This window comes from Variovorax saccharolyticus (genome assembly GCF_030316765.1).
Lineage (GTDB): Bacteria > Pseudomonadota > Gammaproteobacteria > Burkholderiales > Burkholderiaceae_C > Variovorax > Variovorax saccharolyticus.
In genome coordinates, this window is sequence record NZ_JASZYT010000004.1 from 97,575 (window position 1) to 115,122 (window position 17,548).

Below are 17,548 nucleotides of genomic sequence, written 5' to 3' on the forward strand. Positions count from 1 at the left end.
TCTGTTCCTCAGTCGCCGGTACTCACGCCGAAGGAGACGCGGCGGTTCATCGACAGTTCGTCTTCGCTGGCGCCGGGCCGCAGCGGCTCCAGCGGGCCGGCGCCGCGCACCGCGAGCACGGCCGGGTCCACGCCGCGCGCGCGCAGCATCGAGCGCACGACTTCCGCGCGGCCCACGCTCAGCGCGAGGTTGGAGGTGTCCTTGCCGGTGGCATCGGCGTGGCCGACGATCGTCACCTTCACCGGGATCCCGAGGGCGCGCGCCACCTGGGCCAGTTCGCGCATGTAGCCGGCCACCGCGTCGAGCTTGCCGTCCTGGTCGGCCGCGGGCCGCGGCATGCTGAAGTCGAAGTGGATCAGCTGGGCCTGGATGGCGTCGCGCAGGCGGATGTAGTCGGGGTCCTGCACGTCCTGGAGGGCGCTCAGGTCCACCGCGGGGGCGCCGGCCGGCAGGGTCAGGACGAAGGCCCGCGCCCGCTCCATCCAGCGCTGCGGCGCGCTGCCGGTGGCGCGGATGCCGTTCGCATCCTGCGCCAGGCTGACCGTTGCCGGCGGGTTCAGGCTCGCCTGCAGGCGCTTCAGCATGATCGCCGGATGCAGCGCCTGGTAGGGTTCCCAGCGGCCCACGATGCGGGCCGGGTCGAGGCGGGTCTGGGCCAGCAGCGCATCCGGCTGCGCGGCCAGCGGGTCGCGCAGCCCGGACACCCACCACTTGCCGTCGCGGCGCTCGGCGGCGGTGACGACGATGCCAGGCTGCTCCTGCAGCGCCGCGACATAGGCGTCGACGCGCCGGCCCTCGACCACCCGTTCCCCGATCCAGTAGCCGAGCGCGATCAGCAGCGCCAGCGGGATGATCCAGAGCAGGGGCGACTTCTTCTTGTGCGTCTCGGCCACCTGCGAGATCAGGCAGGGCCGCATGAGGTTCGCGGCCTCGTCGAAGGCCGCGGTGTCGCCCTGGAAGTCATCGAGCGCGCCGCGCCACTGGTCGTGGATCGAGCCCAGGGTGTCGCCCAGGCGGGTGCGCAGCATGGCCGGCGGATTGCCGTGGATCACGGCGGCGAGAAAGGCCGACGGCCCTTCCTCGCACCACAGCAGCAGGTCGCCCAGGCGCAGGCTGTCGATGCTGCGGCCGCTCGTGCCGCCGCTGCCGGATTCGTCGAAGGAGTCGCGCACGAAGTCCTGGATCGCCGACAGCATCGCCGACACCAGCTGCGGGTCCCGTGTGGTCGCGTCGTCCCGTGCCACGTGGGCCAGCAGCAGGCCGGTCTTGCGATGGACCAGGAACAGGTGCTCGACGCTGAACACGGCCGTGTGGCGCATCACGACGTCGGCGAAGGTGCTGCCGCTGCGCCAGGCCTCGATGCGCCACTTGAGGCCGCGCCACGACAGGCTGTGCTTGAGGGCCTGGTTCAGCGACTGCAGCGTGCCCTCGAGGGTCTCGGCGATGGCCTTGCGGATCGCCGGCCCCATCACCGGGTAGAGGATGTCGACCATCTTGCCCGGGTTCTTCTGGATCGAGGCCTGGGTCGCCCGCTCGACGGTGGGCGCGATCGACTGGCCGAGGCGGTCGCCATCGGTCGCCGCCAGCGCGAAGGCGGCCGGCAGCACCGCGCCCACCGCATCGGCGAACTCGCGCGGGTCGTCGAATTTCTGCTGCAGCCGCGCCAGCGCCACCTGCTCGCGCTCGAGCAGCACGCCGCGCATCGCCTCCAGCCGCGGATCGTCATCCAGGCGGCTGGGCAGCGTCGCCGCCACGTCCGGATCGACGCAGCGCGCCAGCTCCAGCAGCAGGGCCGCGAGCCGGGCGTTCGGATCTTCTTCGGCGGCGCCGCCGGCTGCACGTGTCGCGGCCAGCGACAGGCGTGCGTTCACCGCGCCTCCATTGCGGCGCCCCGGCCTGCTGGCGCGCCGTGCGCGCGACTCAGCCGGCGTGGCCGTTGCTGCCCTTGGGCGCGACGTCCTGGTTCAGGCATTTGGCGATCTCGACGAACAGTCCCGCGAGCAGGTTGCGATCGGTCTTGACGTTGCTGAGCTCGGCGAACATCCGCTCGGTCGTGGCCCGGGCGTCGTCCTGGCGCTTGCGCATCTCGTCGCGCAGCACCTGGACCTCGTGGCCGAGGCGGTCGGTGAACTCGCGCTCCTGGCGCGCCAGCTGGTCCGACAGCTGGGCGAGGCGCTTCTCCAGCGCCTGGGTGTGGTCGCGCAGGCTGCGCTCGAGCTCCTTGTCGGCGTCGGCGCGCAGGTCTTTCTCCTCGCGGAACTGGCCGGCGACGGATTCGAGCTGCTTCTTCATCGTCGATTCGAGGCTGCCCACGCTGCGCGAGGCCTCGGACTCGATGTCGCGCATCCGTTGCTGGAAGCGGTCCTCGAGGATCGCGAAGCGCTTGTCGTAGTCCTGCATCTGGTTGCCGAACAGCAGTTCGCGCATCTTGTCGACGCCCGAACTCTCGCCGGCGCCGTTGGTTTGTCCGGCCAGGGCCGCCTGGGCCGCCAGCGCGCTCTGGGTGTCGATGCTGAGTGAGGGTTTGGCTGCTGATGCCATGAAGACGTCTCCTCTGTGGTGGATGAACGGGTGGGTGGGAAAAGCGGGGCAGGGCGGTCGTCAGGGCGGGGCGGTCGCCCTGAACAGCAGGGTGAGGCAGTTGCGGCCGTCCCGGTGGCGGTACTGCAAGCCGTCGGAGAAGCGCCGCACGATCGGGATTCCCCAGCCGCCGACGCGCGCATCATCCAGGCTGCTGGCCGGCTCGGGTTCCGCGGCCTGGCGCGGGTCGAACTCGCTGCCTTCGTCCTCGACCTCGAGCGCCACGTCCCCGTCCTGCCAGCCCAGGCGCAGCAGGATGCTCGGCGCGGCGCCCTGGCCGCTGGCGTGGGTCATGATGTTCGTGACCACCTCGGTGGAGCAGAGGTCGAGGCTCATCGCCAGCCGCGCCGGCAGATGCTGGCCTTCGGCCCAGTCCTGCACCCAGGCGCTCACGCGCGAGAGTTCGCGCAACTCGCTGCCGACGATCAGGGATGCCTGGGGCTGCCCGCCGGACGGCGACATCAGCGGCCCTCTGCTGCCGCCATCAGCGCGCTGCAGGCGGTATCGACGTCGGGATAGACGGGAATGATGGTGTCGATGCCCGCCAGCTTGAGCACCTCCGCCACCAGGGGTTGCGGGTTGGCCAGCGCCATCACGCCGCCGTGGGACGACTGCGCCCTGGCGTTCACGACCAGGGTGCGGATGCCGATCGATGCCAGAAACGAGACTTCGGAGAGGTCGACCACGGCAAGGGTCTTGCGGGTCGCCACAAGTTCCGCCAGTCGCACGTTGATGTCATGTCCGCCGATGCTGTCCATGCGGCCGACCAGACTGATCTTCTCGACGCCGTCGGCCAGTTGCTCGCTTCTCAGATCCATAAGCTCTCCGCAGTCGCTGTCGATGGGTTCCGGATCGGGCCTTCGTCTTCTTGTTCGTAAAAGCAAACAAGAGCGTCTTCCGGGCAACAAATAGAACCTTTTTCTAGCTTACGCCCAATTCGAGACCACGTCGACAACGCGCCCTCCACTGCATGGGGGAGGGCCGTCAGCGATCCTGGCGCGCCGGCACCCGGCCCAGGGCCTCGACCAGGCGGTCGACCCGGATCGGCTTGGTCACGTAGTCGTCCATGCCGGCCGCAATGCACATCTCCTGGTCGCCCTGCATGGCGTTGGCCGTCATCGCGACGATGTGCGGCCGCCGCTCGGCGTCGACCAGCGTGCAGATCTGCCGGGTCGCCTCGAGCCCGTCGAGCTCGGGCATCTGCACGTCCATCAGCACCACGTCGTAGGTCTGGCGCTGCACCGACTCGACCGCCTCGATGCCGTTGGAGGCGAGGTCGGCGCGATAGCCCATCTGCTGCAGCAGCCGCAGCGCGAGTTTCTGGTTCACCACGTTGTCCTCGGCCAGCAGGATGCGCAGCGGATGCCGCGCCGCCATCGTCGGGTCGATCTGCGGCTTGGCGCTGCCGCCGGTCGCCGCCCTGGCGACCGTCTCGCGCGCCAGCAGGCTCACCAGCGTGTCGAACAGGTGCGACTGGTGGATGGGCTTCGACAGGTAGGCGTTGAACAGCGACTCGGCGTCGCCGGCCTCGCGCCGGCCCAGCGAGCTGAAGAGCACCAGCGGCAGGAGGGTGTCGTTGGCGCGGATGCGCCGCGCCAGGTCGATGCCGTCCATCTCGGGCATGTGCATGTCGAGGATCGCGAGATCGAAGCGCTCGCCCCGGGCCAGCCACTGCAAGGCCTCGGCCGGCGACTCGGTGTCGCGCGATTCCATGCCCCAGCGGGCGGTCTGGAGCGCCAGCACGCGCCGGTTGGTGGCGTTGTCGTCGACGATCAGCAGGCGCTTGCCCTGCAGCTCGACGTGGACGCCGGTGACGACGTGGTGCTTGCTGAGCGGCATCTCCGCGATCGACACGTCGATGGTGAAGAAGAAGGTCGAGCCTCGGCCCGGGCCATCGCTCTCGACCCACATGGTGCCGCCCATCAGCTCGGCCAGCCGCTTGCTGATCGCCAGGCCCAGGCCGGTGCCGCCGTACTTGCGGGTGGTGCTGGAGTCGGCCTGCGAGAACGACTGGAACAGCCGGCCCATGCCCTGCGGCGACAGCCCGATGCCGGTGTCGCGCACCGCGAAGGTCAGGCCGACCCGGCCTGCGGCCATGGCTTCGGCGCCGACCGTCAGCACCACCTCGCCGGCCTCGGTGAACTTCACGGCGTTGCTCAGCAGGTTCAGCAGGACCTGCCGCAGCCGGGTGAGGTCGCCGCTGACGCCCATCGGCACGTCGCCGTCGAACACGTAGGCGATGTCGAGGCGCTTCTCGGTGGCTCGCGCGCTGATCAGGTCGAGCGCCGACTCCACGCAGTCGCGCAGGTCGAAGGGGTGCGACTCGATGTCCATGCGGCCGGCCTCGATCTTCGAGTAGTCGAGGATGTCGTTGATGATGGTCAGCAGCGCGTCGCCCGAATCGCGGATGGTCGAGACGAAGTCCTGCTGCTCGGCATCGAGCGGCGTGTCCAGCAGCAGGCCGCTCATGCCGATCACCGCGTTCATCGGCGTGCGGATCTCGTGGCTCATGGTCGCCAGGAAGGCGCTCTTGGCCTCGTTCGTGGCCTCGGCCGCGGCGCGCGCTTCCTTGGTCTCATTGAACAGGCGCGCGTTCTGGATCGCGATCACGGCCTGGTCGGCGAAGGTCTCGAGCAGCTTGATCTCCTTGTCGGCGAACGGGCCCGGCGGCTGGCGAGCGACATGCAGCGAGCCGATGTTGCGGCCCTCCCACATCAGCGGGGCGAGCATCACGGCGTAGTCGCCGATCTGCTCGGCGACCTCGCGCATGAACGAGGGCAGGTTCGGCTCGGCGAGCGCGTCCGGAATGTGCAGCACATCGGGGCCGGCCATCGCGGCGCCCATCGGCGAGTGGTCGATCGGCCGCGGATAGTGCCGCTCGAGCGCCTCGCGCGCGGAGCCGCGGTGCGCGCCCAGGTGCATCATCCCGTCGTCGCCGACCAGCGAGATGCCCAGCTGCGTGCCGGCGAACAGGCGCTGGCAGCTCTCCAGGATCTTGTCGAACACGGGCCGCGCGTCTTCCATCGATTCGCTGATGACCTGCAGCACGTCGGCGGTGGCGGTCTGCCGTTCGAGCGCCTCGCGGGTCTCGTTGATCAGGCGCACCTTCTCGGTCGCGATCACGGCCTGGTCGGCGAACATCTTGAGCAGGTCGATCTGGCGCTGCGGCGTCGGGCCCGGTTCCGACCACGCGGTGGTGATCGCGCCGATCGGCACGCCGTCCTTGAGCATCGGCGCGGCGATCATGCGGCGCCGGTTGCCCGAGCTTGCCAGCCGGCGGTCGTAGGCCGGATCCGACCAGGCGTCCTCGGTGCAGAGGGCCCGGCGCTCGAGGATCACGCGGCCGTTCATCTGGCGCGGGTCGGGCGGCGCGGGCCACAGCGCGCGCGCCGCCTCCAGCGCATCCGCGGACCAGTTGCGGGTCGCGGCCAGGTGGACCCGGCGCCCATCGAAGCTGAAGATCGCCGCGGTGGGGCCCTCGAACAGCCACATGGTGCAGTCCAGGATGGCCTCGAACACCGGCGTCACGTCGGTGGGCGACTCGCTGATGACGCGCAGCACGTCGCTGACCGCGGTCTGGTATTCCAGCGACTCGGTCAGCTCGGCGGTGCGCTCCTCGACCTTGTGCAGGGCCTCCTGCGCTTCATTGAAAAGCCGCGCGTTCTGGATCGCGATCACGGCCTGGTCGGCGAAGGTCTTGAGCAGCGCGCGCTCGCTGGCCCGGAACGGGCCGACCTTGGTGCGCTGCATGCTCAGGATGCCGATGCCGCGGCCTTCCCAGAGCAGCGGCGCCGCCAGGTTCGCGAAGCTGGTCCCGACCTGCTCGGCGTTGCGGCGCAGCACCAGCGGCGCCCCGGCATCGGCCAGCACATCGGCGAATTCCACCAGGTCGCCGGTCTTGAAAGCGGACTCGGCCGAGGTGCCTTCGAGCGCCATCGGGTAGTTCGACTGCATCGAGGCCGCGAGCTCGGCCAGGCGCTGCGTGTCGACCGAGGCGCGGCCGGCCGCCGTCACCCGCCATCGGCTCAGCTCCAGCTTTCCCTGGGCATCCACCATCAGCAGCGCGAAGGAACTGCCGTCGAACAGGCGCTCGCAGCATTCGAGGATCTTGTCGAAGACCGGCCCGGGGTCGGCCACCGAGCCACCGATGACCTTCAGCACCTCGGCGGCGGCGGTCTGGTGCGCCAGGGTCTCCTGCATCTCGAGGCCGTGGCGCTGGCTCTGGTCGAACAGGCGGACGTTGGCCAGGGCGCCCGCGGCCTGGCGCGCCAGCGTGGCCAGCAGGTCGAGCTGCCTGCGGTCGAAGCGCCCCTGGGCTCCCTCGATGTCGGCGTAGAGGAAGCCGAAGCTCTCCTGCTGCGCCAGCAGCGGTGCGACCAGGCAGGAGCGCTGCTCGGCCGCCCCGGCGCCGTCGGGCCCATGCCGGAGGCTGGGCTTGCGGGTGCGGCGGGCTTCGGCGAGCCAGGGCGTGATGGCGCGCAGCAGCTCGGCGGGGTCTTCGGCGGCCGGCAGCCGGGCGCCGGCGCTGCGCAGCCCGGCCTCGGTGGCGGTCACCAGCAGCACCCGTTGCGCGCCGATCAGCCGGGCGGCTTCATCGACCAGCATCTCGCGCACCGCGTCGACGCTGCGCAGCGCATTGAGCCGCAGCCCGGTATCGACCAGCCGTTCGAGCGGATCGCGCAGATCGCTGCGCGCACGCGGGGCGTGCTTCGACAGGGGGCGAGAGCGGGACTCGGCCATAGGGCATATGCCTTCCGCGATCAGCGGGTCGGGGCGCCGGCGGCGCGCCACGGCGTGGAGTCTAGCGGCGAAGCGCGAGTCGGGCGACTGCCTGTCGTACCGAGGTATTCAGCAGATGACTTTTGACAGGCCCTGCGGAACAATCGCTGCGGACTTTGGTTTGCTCACAGGAAACAATCAGAATGCGCATGTTCAAGAAATCCGGCCTCGCTTCCCTGGCAGCGGCCTCGCTGCTGCTGCTGGCCGGCTGCACGACCACCGGCATGGGGGGCGGCGAGATCATCCAGAAGGGCCAGCCCGACAAGCCCGTGCTCTTCTCCTGGAAGAGCACCGACGGCGGCATCACCGGTACCATGACTGCCACGCTGCCCACCGCCACCTTCCAGGGCCCCTTCCTGCAGATCACGCAGCAGACCCAGAGCGACGCGATGGCGCCGATGTGGGGCGGCGGCTGGCCGGTGGGCTGGTCCGACTGGTCGTACTGGGGCTACGGCGGCATGGCCGGCATGGGCGGCATGGGCCTCGGCATGACGCCGGGCTTCGACTCGGTGCAGTTCGCCACGGTCTACAGCGGCAAGGTGATCGCGAACCTGAAGAGCCCCCAGGGCGGCCTGATGCGCTGCCGGCTGCACATGCTGAAGCCGCAGCAGGGGATGTCGGGCGGCGGCACCGGCGAATGCCAGATCCAGGGCGGTGCCACCATCCAGGCGAACTTCTGAAGCCAGGCGCGTCCGTGCCCTTTAGACCGTCCTTCTCCGCGGTGCAGATGAAGCTGGTGCTCGAGTCGTACGAGCTGGGGCTGGCCTCCCGCGCCGAGTCGAACCAGCTGCTGGACGCCTGGACCCGGCTGGGCACCTTCTCGGCCGAGCAGCGCTGCGCCGTCGACGCCCTGTTCGCGCTCGGCTACGACGACATGATGCGCAGGCTGCACGACATCGCCGACGGCTCGGAGGCGCGCGCGGTGGTCCGCGCCGAGCTGATCCGCAAGCTGGGCTGAGGCGCCGGCGCCGGAACGGGGAGTCCGTCATCCAGCTTCGCCACCTGCGCTATTTCGTCAAGATCGTGGAGGCGGGGAGCTTCTCGCGCGCCGCGGCCACGATCTTCGTGGCGCAGCCCGCGCTGAGCCAGCAGATCGCCGAGCTGGAGGACGAGCTCGGCGTCAGCCTGCTGCATCGCAGCGCCCGCGGCGTGCGGCCGACGGCTGCCGGCGAGGCCCTCTACCGCGAGGCGGTGGCGATCCTGCGGCAGATCGAGAAGCTGCCCGACATCGTGCGCTTCACCGGCGGCGAGGTGGCCGGCGCGGTCAGCCTGGGCATGTCGTCGACGCTGGCCTCCTTCCTGGCGGGGGAGCTCATGAAGGCCTGCAAGACCGCGCTGCCGATGGTGAACCTCAGCTTCGTCACCGAGGACAGCGTGTCGCTCAAGGCGCGTGTCGCGGCCCACACGCTGGACCTCGCGATCCTGTTCGAGGAAGCGCCGACGCCGGGCCTGGTGCGCCAGCCGCTGTTCCGGCAGCGGCTCTACCTGGTCGAGCGCAAGCCGTCCGCGCGCGCCGGGCCGAAGTCGGTCTCGCTGGCCGAGGCCGGGGCGCGGCCGCTGGTCCTGCCGAGCCTCCCCAACGCGATGCGCAGCCTGCTCGACCAGCATTTCGCCGCGGCGGGCATCGCGCCGGAGGTGGTGGCCGAGGCCAACATGCTGCACGGCATCCTGTCGGCGGTGCAGTCCGGCCTGGGTGCGACGGTGGTGCCGATGGGGGACTTCAAGGCCGCCACCGGGGGCATGGGGCTGGTCGCGATACCGATCCGGCCGGCGATCCACCAGACCGCGCATGCGGTCTGGTCGGACGGCGTGCCGCTGACCCGCGCGGGCGAGGCGGTGCGCGGACTGCTCGGGCCCTTCGTGCTGCGCTTCCTCGACGAGCAGGCCCCGCTCGGGATGGAGCGGATCGAGGGCTGAGGCCGGGCCGCGGCAGCGTCGGTACCGATTTCGCAACCACCCCGCGCCACCCAGAATCGGGCCGCGGCGGCCGCGCCAGGTTCGCCGCTACAAGGAGACACCATGACGCGATCCGCCTTCACGCTCCCTGCCGCCTTCCGATCGGGCCCGGTCATCGCCCTGGCCTGCGGACTCGCGGCCTGCGCCTCGAAGTCCGATGACGCCGGCGCTGTGGTGGCTCGCGCATCCACCGCGATGGGCGGGGCGCAAGCCGGCAGCCTGCGCTATGCGGCCGAGGGCGTGGGCTACACCTTCGGTCAGGCCTACAAGCCCGGCGGCGCCTGGCCACGCATCACGCTGCATTCGTTCACCCGCACCATCGACTACGACAAGGGCGCGATGCGCGACGAGATCGTGCTGAGCCGCGCCGAGCCCACGGGCGGTGGCGGCTATCCGCTGTCGGGCCAGCAGCGCAACGACCAGCTGCTCAGCGGCGAGCTGGCGTGGAACCAGACCGCGGCCGGCGCCGTGCCGGGTCCGCGCTTCGTCTCCGATCGGGTGCACCAGCTCTGGATCACGCCGCACGGCGTGCTCAAGGCGGCGGCGCGGAACAACGCGCAGGCGCGCCGCGGCCCGGATGGCGGCTCGACGCTGAGCTTCACCGAGCCGGGCCGCTTCAGCGCCACCGTCCAGATCGGCAGCGACGGCCTGGTGACGCAGGTCGATTCGGTGTTTCCCGATCCGGTGCTCGGCGACACGCGCACCCTGACCTCCTACTCCGACTACCGGGATGTCGCCGGCATCAAGTTCCCGATGCGGATCCGGCAGACGAGCGGCGGCTTCCCGGTGCTCGACCTCACGGTCAAGGAGGTGCAGACCCGTGTCGACACCGCGCCGCTGCAGGTTCCCGAGGCCGCGCGCAACGTGGCCGAGCGCGTCACGGCCGAGAAGGTCGCCGACGGCGTGTGGTTCCTCGGCGGCGGCTCGCACAACAGCGTGGCGATCGAGCTGCGGGACCACCTGGTGCTGGTCGAGACGCCGCTCAACGACGCCCGCACCCAGGCGGTGATCGGGCAAGCCAAGGCCCTCGCGCCGGGCAAGCCGATCCGTTTCGCGGTCAACAGCCACGCGCACTTCGACCATGCCGGCGGCGTGCGCACGGCGGTGGCCGAAGGCGCGACCATCGTCACGCAGGCAGCCAGCGTGCCCTTCTTCGAAAGCGCCTTCGCGCAAGCGAACCGGGTGCGGCCCGACCGCATGGCGCAGGAAGGCAAACGCCTGGGCACGCTCGCGGTCGGCGACAAGCTGGCGATGGGCGATGCGTCGCGTCCGATCGAGCTGCACCGCATCACGGACAGCGTGCACAGCGACAGCTTCCTGATGGTCTACCTGCCCAACGAGAAGCTGCTGATCCAGGCTGACGCCTTCACGCCGGGCGCGCCGAACACGCCCCCGCCGGCGGTGCCGAACGCGAACAACCTCAACCTGATCGCCAACATCGAGCGCCTCGGCCTGAAGGTCGATCGCATCCTGCCGCTGCACGGCCGTGTGGTCCCGCTGTCGGAGCTCTACGCCGCCGCCGGCAAGCCCTTGCCCGCGCGCTGATCGGCGGCGCCCGGGCGCCGGCGGCCCATATCCGCCGGCTATGGCTGTATACCCAGACGGTATTTCCCGGCCGCCGCCGCCGCGGGCACAGTTCGCTCCCATGTCGAACCAGAGCGCAGCAGCCCGCTGCCTCCGACCACCGGGAGTACGGTCATGGCCAAGCTTGTGTATCGCGTGGTGTCCGCCTGCGGCGCCCTGGGTTATGGATTTCCGAGGGAGTCGCTGCAGAAGGCGCTCGAAGGGCGCATCGACGCCATCATCTCCGACGCCGGCTCGATGGACGCCGGGCCCTACTACCTCGGCACCGGCAACGAATACTTCGAGCGCGAGGCGGTCAAGGCCGACTACCGGCACATGGTCGAGGCCGGCCTGCAGACCGGCAGCCCGGTGATCCTCGGCAGCTGCGGCATGGCGGGCGGCAGGCGCAACCTGGACTGGATGCTCGAGGTGGCGAAGGAAGTCTTCGCCGAGCTGGGCGTGAAGGATGCGAAGGTGGCGGTGATCCATTCGGATCTCGACCCCGGGGTGGTCGTCGACGAGCTGCGAAAGGGCGCCCTGCTGGCGACCGGCGCCGGGCCCGAACTCGACGAGGCGGCGCTGCGCGAGAGCGTCATCGTCGGCCAGATGGGCATCCATCCGCTGATCACCGCGCTCGAGAGCGGCGCCCGCTACATCTTCGCCGGCCGCGCCTGCGACATCGCGCTGTTCGCGTCCGACATGATCCGCCGCGGCATCGATCCGGGCATCGCGTACCACGTGGGCCACGTGCTGGAATGCGGCGCGCTGGCCTGCGACCCGGGCACGCCGTCCGATTGCCTGGTGGCCGAAGTCTTCGACGACGGCTCGGCCGTGTTCGTCGCGCCGGACCCGAACCGCCGCTGCACGCCCTATTCGATCGCCGCGCATTCGCTGTACGAGGAGAGCCATCCGCAGCTGCAGTTCTATCCCGAGGGCATCCTGGTGATGGACAAGACCGAGTTCTTCGCTCCCGATGCGCGCAGCACCGGCATCCGCAACAGCCGCTTCGTGCGCGCGGGCAAGCCCTGGCCCTGGAGCATCAAGCTGGAGGGCTCGCGCCGGCTCGGTGCCCGCAAGGTGTCGCTGATCCACATCGCCGCCGCCGACCTGCCGAAGATCCCGGCCGAGCTGCTGGTCTATGGCCGCAATGGCGTGCAGGCCCGGGCGGTGGAAGGGGACGAGCGCGAGCTCGGCATCATCGTCGAGACCCGCGCCAAGACGCCCGAGGCGGCCGAGACCCTGGCCAGCCTGCTGACGCACTACCTGATCCACTACGGCTATCCGGGCCGCAAGGCGACCGCCGGCAACATCGCCTATCCGCTGTCGCCCAACCTCGTGAGCTTCCGGCGCGAGGACGGCCTCTACGGTGCCATCGTGCCGAGCGGCACCCGCGACCCGGTGTTCTTCGCCAACTACGAGAAGATCAAGTCCGCGGTGATCGGGTTGATCGAGGCGCAGTTTCCCGAAGCGCTGGCGCAGGCCGACTACCAGCTGATCGACGCCGATGCGGAGCATCCCGCGGTGCTGCTGCGCACCATCGACAGCGACCCCGACCGGCTCGCGGCGCGCCACGCGGCCGAGGTCGACGCGATCACGCGGCTTGCGCCGCCGCAGCCCGGGTCGCATCTGAACCTCGATGCCGCCGACGCCTACGCATGGTCGCTCTATCACCTGCTGCAGAACGAGGAGGTGATCAAGAAGCTGATGTTCCCGATCAGCTACTACCGCGCCGAGGGCGACCAGTGGGTGAAGGAAGGCGAGGAGCGCCCGCGCTACTTCGACATCGGCATCACGGGCTACGACGGCAACCTCGACGACCGCACGCTGTCGCTGATCGCCGATGCGCCGCCGCGCGGCGAGCCGCATGGCAGCCGGCGGCTGCTCGACATGGCGGTGGTGATCCGCAGCAAGGACGCCGGCATCAACCGCCTGACCTTCGACATCGTCTTCAACTCGGCCGCCGACTACGAGGCCGCGCTGCGCTCGAACCTGTTCCACAAGGAGAGCGTGGCGAAGATCCTGCATGTCGATGCCGAGCGCGTGGTCGGCAGCTTCTTCGTCGACAGCTGCAACGCGATCAAGATCTCGATCGACCGGCCCAACATCTCGGCCTCGGCCGACGAGCGGGATGTGTTCGGTGCCCAGCAGCAGTCGAAGATCGAGGGCCTGGGCATTCCGGTCCATGCCCATCCGTTGTCGAGCGCTTCGGCGCTCTGACCCCCATCGACCCAGGAGACCGACGTGGCACGCACCGTCATTGAACATGTTCTCTCGCGCCTGCGCGACATCGGCGTCACCGACGTCTTCGGCGTCCCCGGCGACTATTCCTTCGCGGTCAGCGACGCGGTCTGCAACGATCCCGACCTGCAATGGGTCGGCTGCTGCAACGAGCTGAACGCCGCCTACGCGGCCGACGGCTATGCCCGCATCAGGGGCGTGGCCGCGCTGAGCACCACCTACGGCGTCGGCGAGCTGAGCGCGATCAACGGCATCGCCGGCGCCTACGCCGAGCACTTGCCGATCTTTCACCTGGTCGGCACGCCGAACATGGCGACGCAATCGGCGCGCGCGCTGATGCACCACACGCTGGGCAATGGCGAGTACGACCTGTATCGGCGCATGAGCGAGCCCGTGGTGTGCGCACAGGCCGTGATGACGCCGCAGAACGTGGCCTGGGAGACCGAGCGCCTGATCGCCGAGGCGCTCTACCATCGGCGGCCGGTCTACATGGCCTTCCCGGCCGACCTCGCGAACCAGCCGGTGGCGGGCGAGGCGCCGGCCATCGCGGCACCGCGCAGCAATGCCGCCCAACTCGCGCGCGCGGCCGATGAGATCGTCGCGGCGCTGCAGGCGGCAGGCTCGGCCTGCGTGCTGCCCGGCATCCTGGTGCAGCGCGCCGGCGCGCGCGCTGCGATGCAAGCGCTCATCGACGCCTCGGGGCTGCCTTTCGCCACCATGTTCATGGCCAAGTCGGTGCTCGACGAGCAGCAACCCGGCTATGTCGGCATGTACGACGGTGCGCTGATGAATCCCGAGGTGCGCGACTTCGTCGAGGGCGCCGACCGGGTGCTGGTGGTCGGCTCGCCGATGACCGACTTCAATACCGGCGCCTTCACCGCGCGCCTCGATGCCCGCAAGACCATCACGATCGGCCATCACCGCACGCTGATCGACGGCAGGGTCCACACCGATGTCGAGATGGGCGAACTGCTGGCCGCGCTGGCGCAGCGGCTGCCGAGGCGCGACTGGAAGCGCATCGCCGCCGGCTCACTGGGTGCGCCCGCCGGCCGCGGCGGCGACGCGATCGACGCCAGCGCCCTCTATCCGCGCTGGGCCGGGTTCATCCGGCCCGACGATGTGGTCGTCGCCGAGACCGGCACCGTCTCGATGGGGCTGGGCTTCGCGCGGCTGCCGCGCGGCGCCGGCTTCCACAATCAGACGCTCTGGGGTTCGATCGGATGGGCCACCCCGGCCGCCTTCGGCGCGGCCGTGGCGGCGCCCGGCCGGCGCGTCCTCCTGCTGACCGGCGATGGCTCGCACCAGCTCACGGCCCAGGAGATCGGGCAGTTCGGCCGCCTCGGGCTGAAGCCGGTCGTCTTCGTGCTGAACAATTCGGGCTACCTGATCGAGCGCCTGCTCAACAAGGACCCGGCCATCGCCTACAACGACATCGCGCCCTGGCGCTATGCCGAGCTGCCGCACGCGCTCGGCTGCGACGGCTGGATGACGGCGCGCGTGACCACCTGCGACGAACTCGACGATGCGATGGCGGCCGCCGCGACGGCCGAGGCGGGCGTCTACATCGAAGTCGTGACCGACGCGTATGCGGCATCGCCGCTGGCTCAGAAGCTCGGCGACGCCTTGAAGGCGATGCGCAAGGGCGAATGATGGCCATGAAGCACGCCATGACGACTTGCGCAGAGCGCCGCCTGTTGCTGCGCGCGGCGCTCGGGACGGCGGCAGCCTCCGCCATCGCGGCGGGCTGGCTGCCGGCCGCCTTCGCCCAGCCGCCCGAGCGCTTTCCGGACAAGCCGGTCAAGCTGATCGTCGCCTTTGCGCCGGGCACCGGCAGCGACGCGCTGGCGCGCATCGTGGCGGCCGCGATGGCGCCGCTGCTGGCGCAGCCGCTCGTCGTCGACAACCGATCGGGCGCCGGCGGCGTGACCGGCACCGAGCAGGGCGCCCGGGCGCCGGCCGACGGCTACACGCTGACCCTGGCGACCACCAGCACGCTGCTGACCAACCCGGCGCTCAACCCCAAGGTGCGCTACCGCGCCGAGCGCGATTTCGTCCCGGTCGCGGGTCTGGCCCGGACCGCCTTCGTGATCGTGGTCGCCGACACGCCCGAGGCGCCCCGCAGCCTCGCGGAACTGAAGCAGCGGCTGGCCGACAAGGGCGGCTCCTTCGGTTCGCCGGGCGTCGGCACCGTCGGCCATCTGGCGGCCGAGCACTTCCTGAGCCAGGCCGGGCGCAAGGCGGTCCATGTGCCCTACCGCGGCAGCGGCGCGGCGCTGACCGACCTGGCCGGCGGCCAGCTGCTGTTCGGCTGCGACACCCTGGTCGCGGCGCTGCCGCTGATCCGCGCCGGCAAGCTGCGGGCCCTGTCGGTCAGCGCGGCGCAGCGGCTGGCGGCGCTGCCCGATGTGCCCACCGTGGCCGAAGCCGGCATGCCGCAGCTGGCGCTGTCGGCCTGGTGGGGGCTGGTCGCGCCGGCCGGCACGCCGCCGGCCGTGGTCGCCACGCTGTCCGATGCCGCCGTCACGGCGCTGGGCCTGGCCGAGGTCAAGGCCCAGCTGGCGAGCCAGCAACTCGACGCCATGCCCTTGCCGTCGGCGGCCTTCGGCGCGCTGATCCATGCGGAGCTGCCCTTCTGGACCGACTTCGTGCGCCAGACCGGCATCCGGCTCGAATTCTGAAAAAAGAAAGCAACGCAATGAACGAACTGCGCCTCGTCGCGCTCAATGGCTGCCTGGGCTACGGCTTCGAACTCGAGAGCCTGCAGCGCGGTGCCGACGCCCAGCCCCACATGTTCGGCGCCGACGCCGGCTCGACCGATGCGGGGCCGTACTACCTCGGCAGCGGCAGCTCGATGATCCGGCGCGAGCAGCTCAAGCGCGACCTGTCGCTGGCTTTGGCGCAGTCGCGCGCCAGCCGGGTGCCGCTGGTGATCGGCTCGGCCGGCATCGCGGGCGGCGAGCCCAACCTGCAGGCCGCGCGCGAGGTCCTGATCGAGACCGCGCGCGAGCAGGGACTGCAGTTCAAGCTGGCCACGATCCACGCCGGGATCGACCCGTCGGCGGTGCTCGACGCCCTGCGCAGCGGCGGCATCGAGGCCATGCCGGGCGTGCCGCCGCTGACCGAGCAGGATGTGCGCGACAGCGTTCGCATCGTCGGCCAGATGGGCTGCGAGCCCTTCGCCCGGGCGCTGGCCGATGGCGCCGACGTGGTCCTGGCCGGCCGGGCCTGCGACACCGCGATCTACGCCGCGCTGCCGATCGCCCGGGGTTTCGACCCCGGGCTGGCGCTGCACCTGGCGAAGATCATGGAATGCGGCGCCCAGTGCGCCGTGCCCCAAGGCACCAACGACTGCCTGCTGGGCACCTTGCGCAGCGACCACTTCGAGGTGCGGCCGCTGTCCCACAGGCGCATCTGCACCCCCGAATCGGTGGCGGCCCACACCCTGTACGAACAGGGCGATCCGCTGATGCTGCACGAACCCGAAGGCCGGGTCGACCTGCGCGCGGCGGTGTTCGAGCAGGTCGACGCGCAGACCGTGCGCGTCAGCGGCTCGCGCTTCCTGCCGACGCCGGGCCTGCAGATCAAGCTCGAGGGCGCACGCAGCGCGGGCTTCCGCGCCTTCACGCTGGCCGGCATCCGCGACGCCGGCATCATCGCCGCGCTCGACGCCATCGAGGCCACGGTGCGCGCCGCGGTGCGGCGCAATCTGCCGGCCGAGGTGCCCGATGCCGACTATTGCATCGACTTCAAGGTCTACGGCCGCGACGCCGTGCTGGGCCCGCGCGAACCGAATCGCGACCGGCCGGGCCACGAGGTGGGCGTGCTGGTCGAGGTCGTCGCCCGGACCCAGGCGCTCGCCAGCCATGCGCTGTCGCTGGCCCGGTCGTCGCTGCTGCATTGCCCGTTTCCGGGCCGCAAGACCACGGCCGGCAATCTCGCCTTTCCGTTCTCGCCCTCCGACACCGCGGCCGGCGAGGTGTTCGAGTTCAGCGTCTATCACCTGATGCGGGTGGCCGACCAGAGCCGGCTGTTCCCGATCGACATGGAGCGCGTCTGATGCCCACCCTGCAACAACTCGCGAGCGTGCTGCGCAGCAAGAACGCCGGCCCTTTCCAGATCACGCTGGACATCATCTTCCCCGACGCCCCGACCTGCCAGCGGGTGCTCGATGCCGGCGTGCTCACGCCGCAGGCCGTGGCCTCGCTCTACGGGGTGGGCGCCGACGCGGTGTCGATCATCCCCTTCCAGCGGGTGCACGCGATCAAGGTGACCGTGCCGAGGACGACCGGCGCCCGGGGCAGCGGCTCGGCCTTCGACCGCGATGTCTATGGCGCGCAGCAGCACGGCCTGCTGGGCGAAATCGAATGCCCTGCCGATTCCCGAACCCCGGGGCATTGACCACCGTCAAGGAGGCGGCGGCCCCGGTCCTGCC

General features: G+C 70.6%; 14 protein-coding genes. 9 read left to right on the forward strand and 5 right to left on the reverse strand.

Annotated features, from left to right (window positions below; all coding sequences use genetic code 11):
• Positions 1-8: 8 nt before the first annotated feature.
• The 5 genes from QTI45_RS14275 to QTI45_RS14295 all read right to left on the reverse strand — a co-directional run bounded on the left by QTI45_RS14275 (position 9) and on the right by QTI45_RS14295 (position 7,320).
• Complete coding sequence (locus tag QTI45_RS14275; RefSeq protein ID WP_286654810.1) at positions 9-1,871, reverse strand: OmpA family protein; 1,863 nt, start codon at positions 1,869-1,871, stop codon at positions 9-11.
• Positions 1,872-1,920: 49 nt separating this feature from the next.
• Complete coding sequence (locus QTI45_RS14280; RefSeq protein WP_286654811.1) at positions 1,921-2,541, reverse strand: hypothetical protein; 621 nt, start codon at positions 2,539-2,541, stop codon at positions 1,921-1,923.
• 60 nt (positions 2,542-2,601) lie between these two features.
• Positions 2,602-3,042 (reverse strand): ATP-binding protein, encoded by a 441-nt coding sequence (locus tag QTI45_RS14285; protein WP_286654812.1) that lies wholly within the window; start codon positions 3,040-3,042, stop codon positions 2,602-2,604.
• The gene (locus QTI45_RS14290; protein WP_286370883.1) at positions 3,042-3,398 is read right to left on the reverse strand and encodes an STAS domain-containing protein; all 357 of its coding nucleotides are present in this window, start codon (positions 3,396-3,398) and stop codon (positions 3,042-3,044) included. The genes QTI45_RS14285 and QTI45_RS14290 overlap by 1 nt, the downstream gene beginning before the upstream one ends.
• A gap of 166 nt (positions 3,399-3,564) precedes the next feature.
• Positions 3,565-7,320 (reverse strand): response regulator, encoded by a 3,756-nt coding sequence (locus QTI45_RS14295; RefSeq protein ID WP_286654813.1) that lies wholly within the window; start codon positions 7,318-7,320, stop codon positions 3,565-3,567.
• 188 nt (positions 7,321-7,508) lie between these two features.
• On the opposite strand from QTI45_RS14295, the gene QTI45_RS14300 reads away from it, so the two are divergent.
• From QTI45_RS14300 to QTI45_RS14340, 9 genes are all read left to right on the forward strand, one after another.
• Positions 7,509-8,039: a hypothetical protein gene (locus tag QTI45_RS14300; RefSeq protein WP_286654814.1), complete on the forward strand. Its 531-nt coding sequence runs from the start codon at positions 7,509-7,511 to the stop codon at positions 8,037-8,039.
• A gap of 14 nt (positions 8,040-8,053) precedes the next feature.
• Positions 8,054-8,317, forward strand: coding sequence for a hypothetical protein (locus tag QTI45_RS14305; RefSeq protein ID WP_286370880.1), 264 nt, complete (start codon positions 8,054-8,056; stop codon positions 8,315-8,317).
• A 44-nt stretch (positions 8,318-8,361) separates the two neighbouring features.
• Positions 8,362-9,276, forward strand: coding sequence for a LysR substrate-binding domain-containing protein (locus QTI45_RS14310; RefSeq protein WP_286655125.1), 915 nt, complete (start codon positions 8,362-8,364; stop codon positions 9,274-9,276).
• Positions 9,277-9,378: 102 nt separating this feature from the next.
• Positions 9,379-10,860: an MBL fold metallo-hydrolase gene (locus QTI45_RS14315; RefSeq protein WP_286654815.1), complete on the forward strand. Its 1,482-nt coding sequence runs from the start codon at positions 9,379-9,381 to the stop codon at positions 10,858-10,860.
• A 153-nt stretch (positions 10,861-11,013) separates the two neighbouring features.
• Entirely contained in the window at positions 11,014-13,095 is a 2,082-nt protein-coding gene (locus QTI45_RS14320; RefSeq protein WP_286654816.1) for a DUF4387 family protein, read from the forward strand.
• Positions 13,096-13,119: 24 nt separating this feature from the next.
• Positions 13,120-14,766, forward strand: a complete 1,647-nt coding sequence (locus QTI45_RS14325; RefSeq protein ID WP_286654817.1) for an alpha-keto acid decarboxylase family protein — start codon at positions 13,120-13,122, stop codon at positions 14,764-14,766.
• A 17-nt stretch (positions 14,767-14,783) separates the two neighbouring features.
• The gene (locus tag QTI45_RS14330; protein ID WP_286654818.1) at positions 14,784-15,794 is read left to right on the forward strand and encodes a Bug family tripartite tricarboxylate transporter substrate binding protein; all 1,011 of its coding nucleotides are present in this window, start codon (positions 14,784-14,786) and stop codon (positions 15,792-15,794) included.
• A gap of 17 nt (positions 15,795-15,811) precedes the next feature.
• Entirely contained in the window at positions 15,812-17,173 is a 1,362-nt protein-coding gene (locus tag QTI45_RS14335) for an acyclic terpene utilization AtuA family protein (RefSeq protein ID WP_286654819.1), read from the forward strand.
• The gene (locus tag QTI45_RS14340; protein ID WP_286654820.1) at positions 17,173-17,514 is read left to right on the forward strand and encodes a DUF4387 domain-containing protein; all 342 of its coding nucleotides are present in this window, start codon (positions 17,173-17,175) and stop codon (positions 17,512-17,514) included. The genes QTI45_RS14335 and QTI45_RS14340 overlap by 1 nt, the downstream gene beginning before the upstream one ends.
• Positions 17,515-17,548: the final 34 nt, after the last annotated feature.

What these genes read in the sequence shown, in the direction of transcription:
- QTI45_RS14280 (WP_286654811.1), bottom strand. Translation starts at nt 2,541, where the DNA reads ATGGCATCAGCAGCCAAACCCTCACTCAGCATCGACACCCAGAGCGCG.
- QTI45_RS14285 (WP_286654812.1), bottom strand. Translation starts at nt 3,042, where the DNA reads ATGTCGCCGTCCGGCGGGCAGCCCCAGGCATCCCTGATCGTCGGCAGC.
- QTI45_RS14290 (WP_286370883.1), bottom strand. Translation starts at nt 3,398, where the DNA reads ATGGATCTGAGAAGCGAGCAACTGGCCGACGGCGTCGAGAAGATCAGT.
- QTI45_RS14295 (WP_286654813.1), bottom strand. Translation starts at nt 7,320, where the DNA reads ATGGCCGAGTCCCGCTCTCGCCCCCTGTCGAAGCACGCCCCGCGTGCG.
- QTI45_RS14300 (WP_286654814.1), top strand. Translation starts at nt 7,509, where the DNA reads ATGTTCAAGAAATCCGGCCTCGCTTCCCTGGCAGCGGCCTCGCTGCTG.
- QTI45_RS14315 (WP_286654815.1), top strand. Translation starts at nt 9,379, where the DNA reads ATGACGCGATCCGCCTTCACGCTCCCTGCCGCCTTCCGATCGGGCCCG.
- QTI45_RS14320 (WP_286654816.1), top strand. Translation starts at nt 11,014, where the DNA reads ATGGCCAAGCTTGTGTATCGCGTGGTGTCCGCCTGCGGCGCCCTGGGT.
- QTI45_RS14330 (WP_286654818.1), top strand. Translation starts at nt 14,784, where the DNA reads ATGACGACTTGCGCAGAGCGCCGCCTGTTGCTGCGCGCGGCGCTCGGG.
- QTI45_RS14335 (WP_286654819.1), top strand. Translation starts at nt 15,812, where the DNA reads ATGAACGAACTGCGCCTCGTCGCGCTCAATGGCTGCCTGGGCTACGGC.
- QTI45_RS14340 (WP_286654820.1), top strand. Translation starts at nt 17,173, where the DNA reads ATGCCCACCCTGCAACAACTCGCGAGCGTGCTGCGCAGCAAGAACGCC.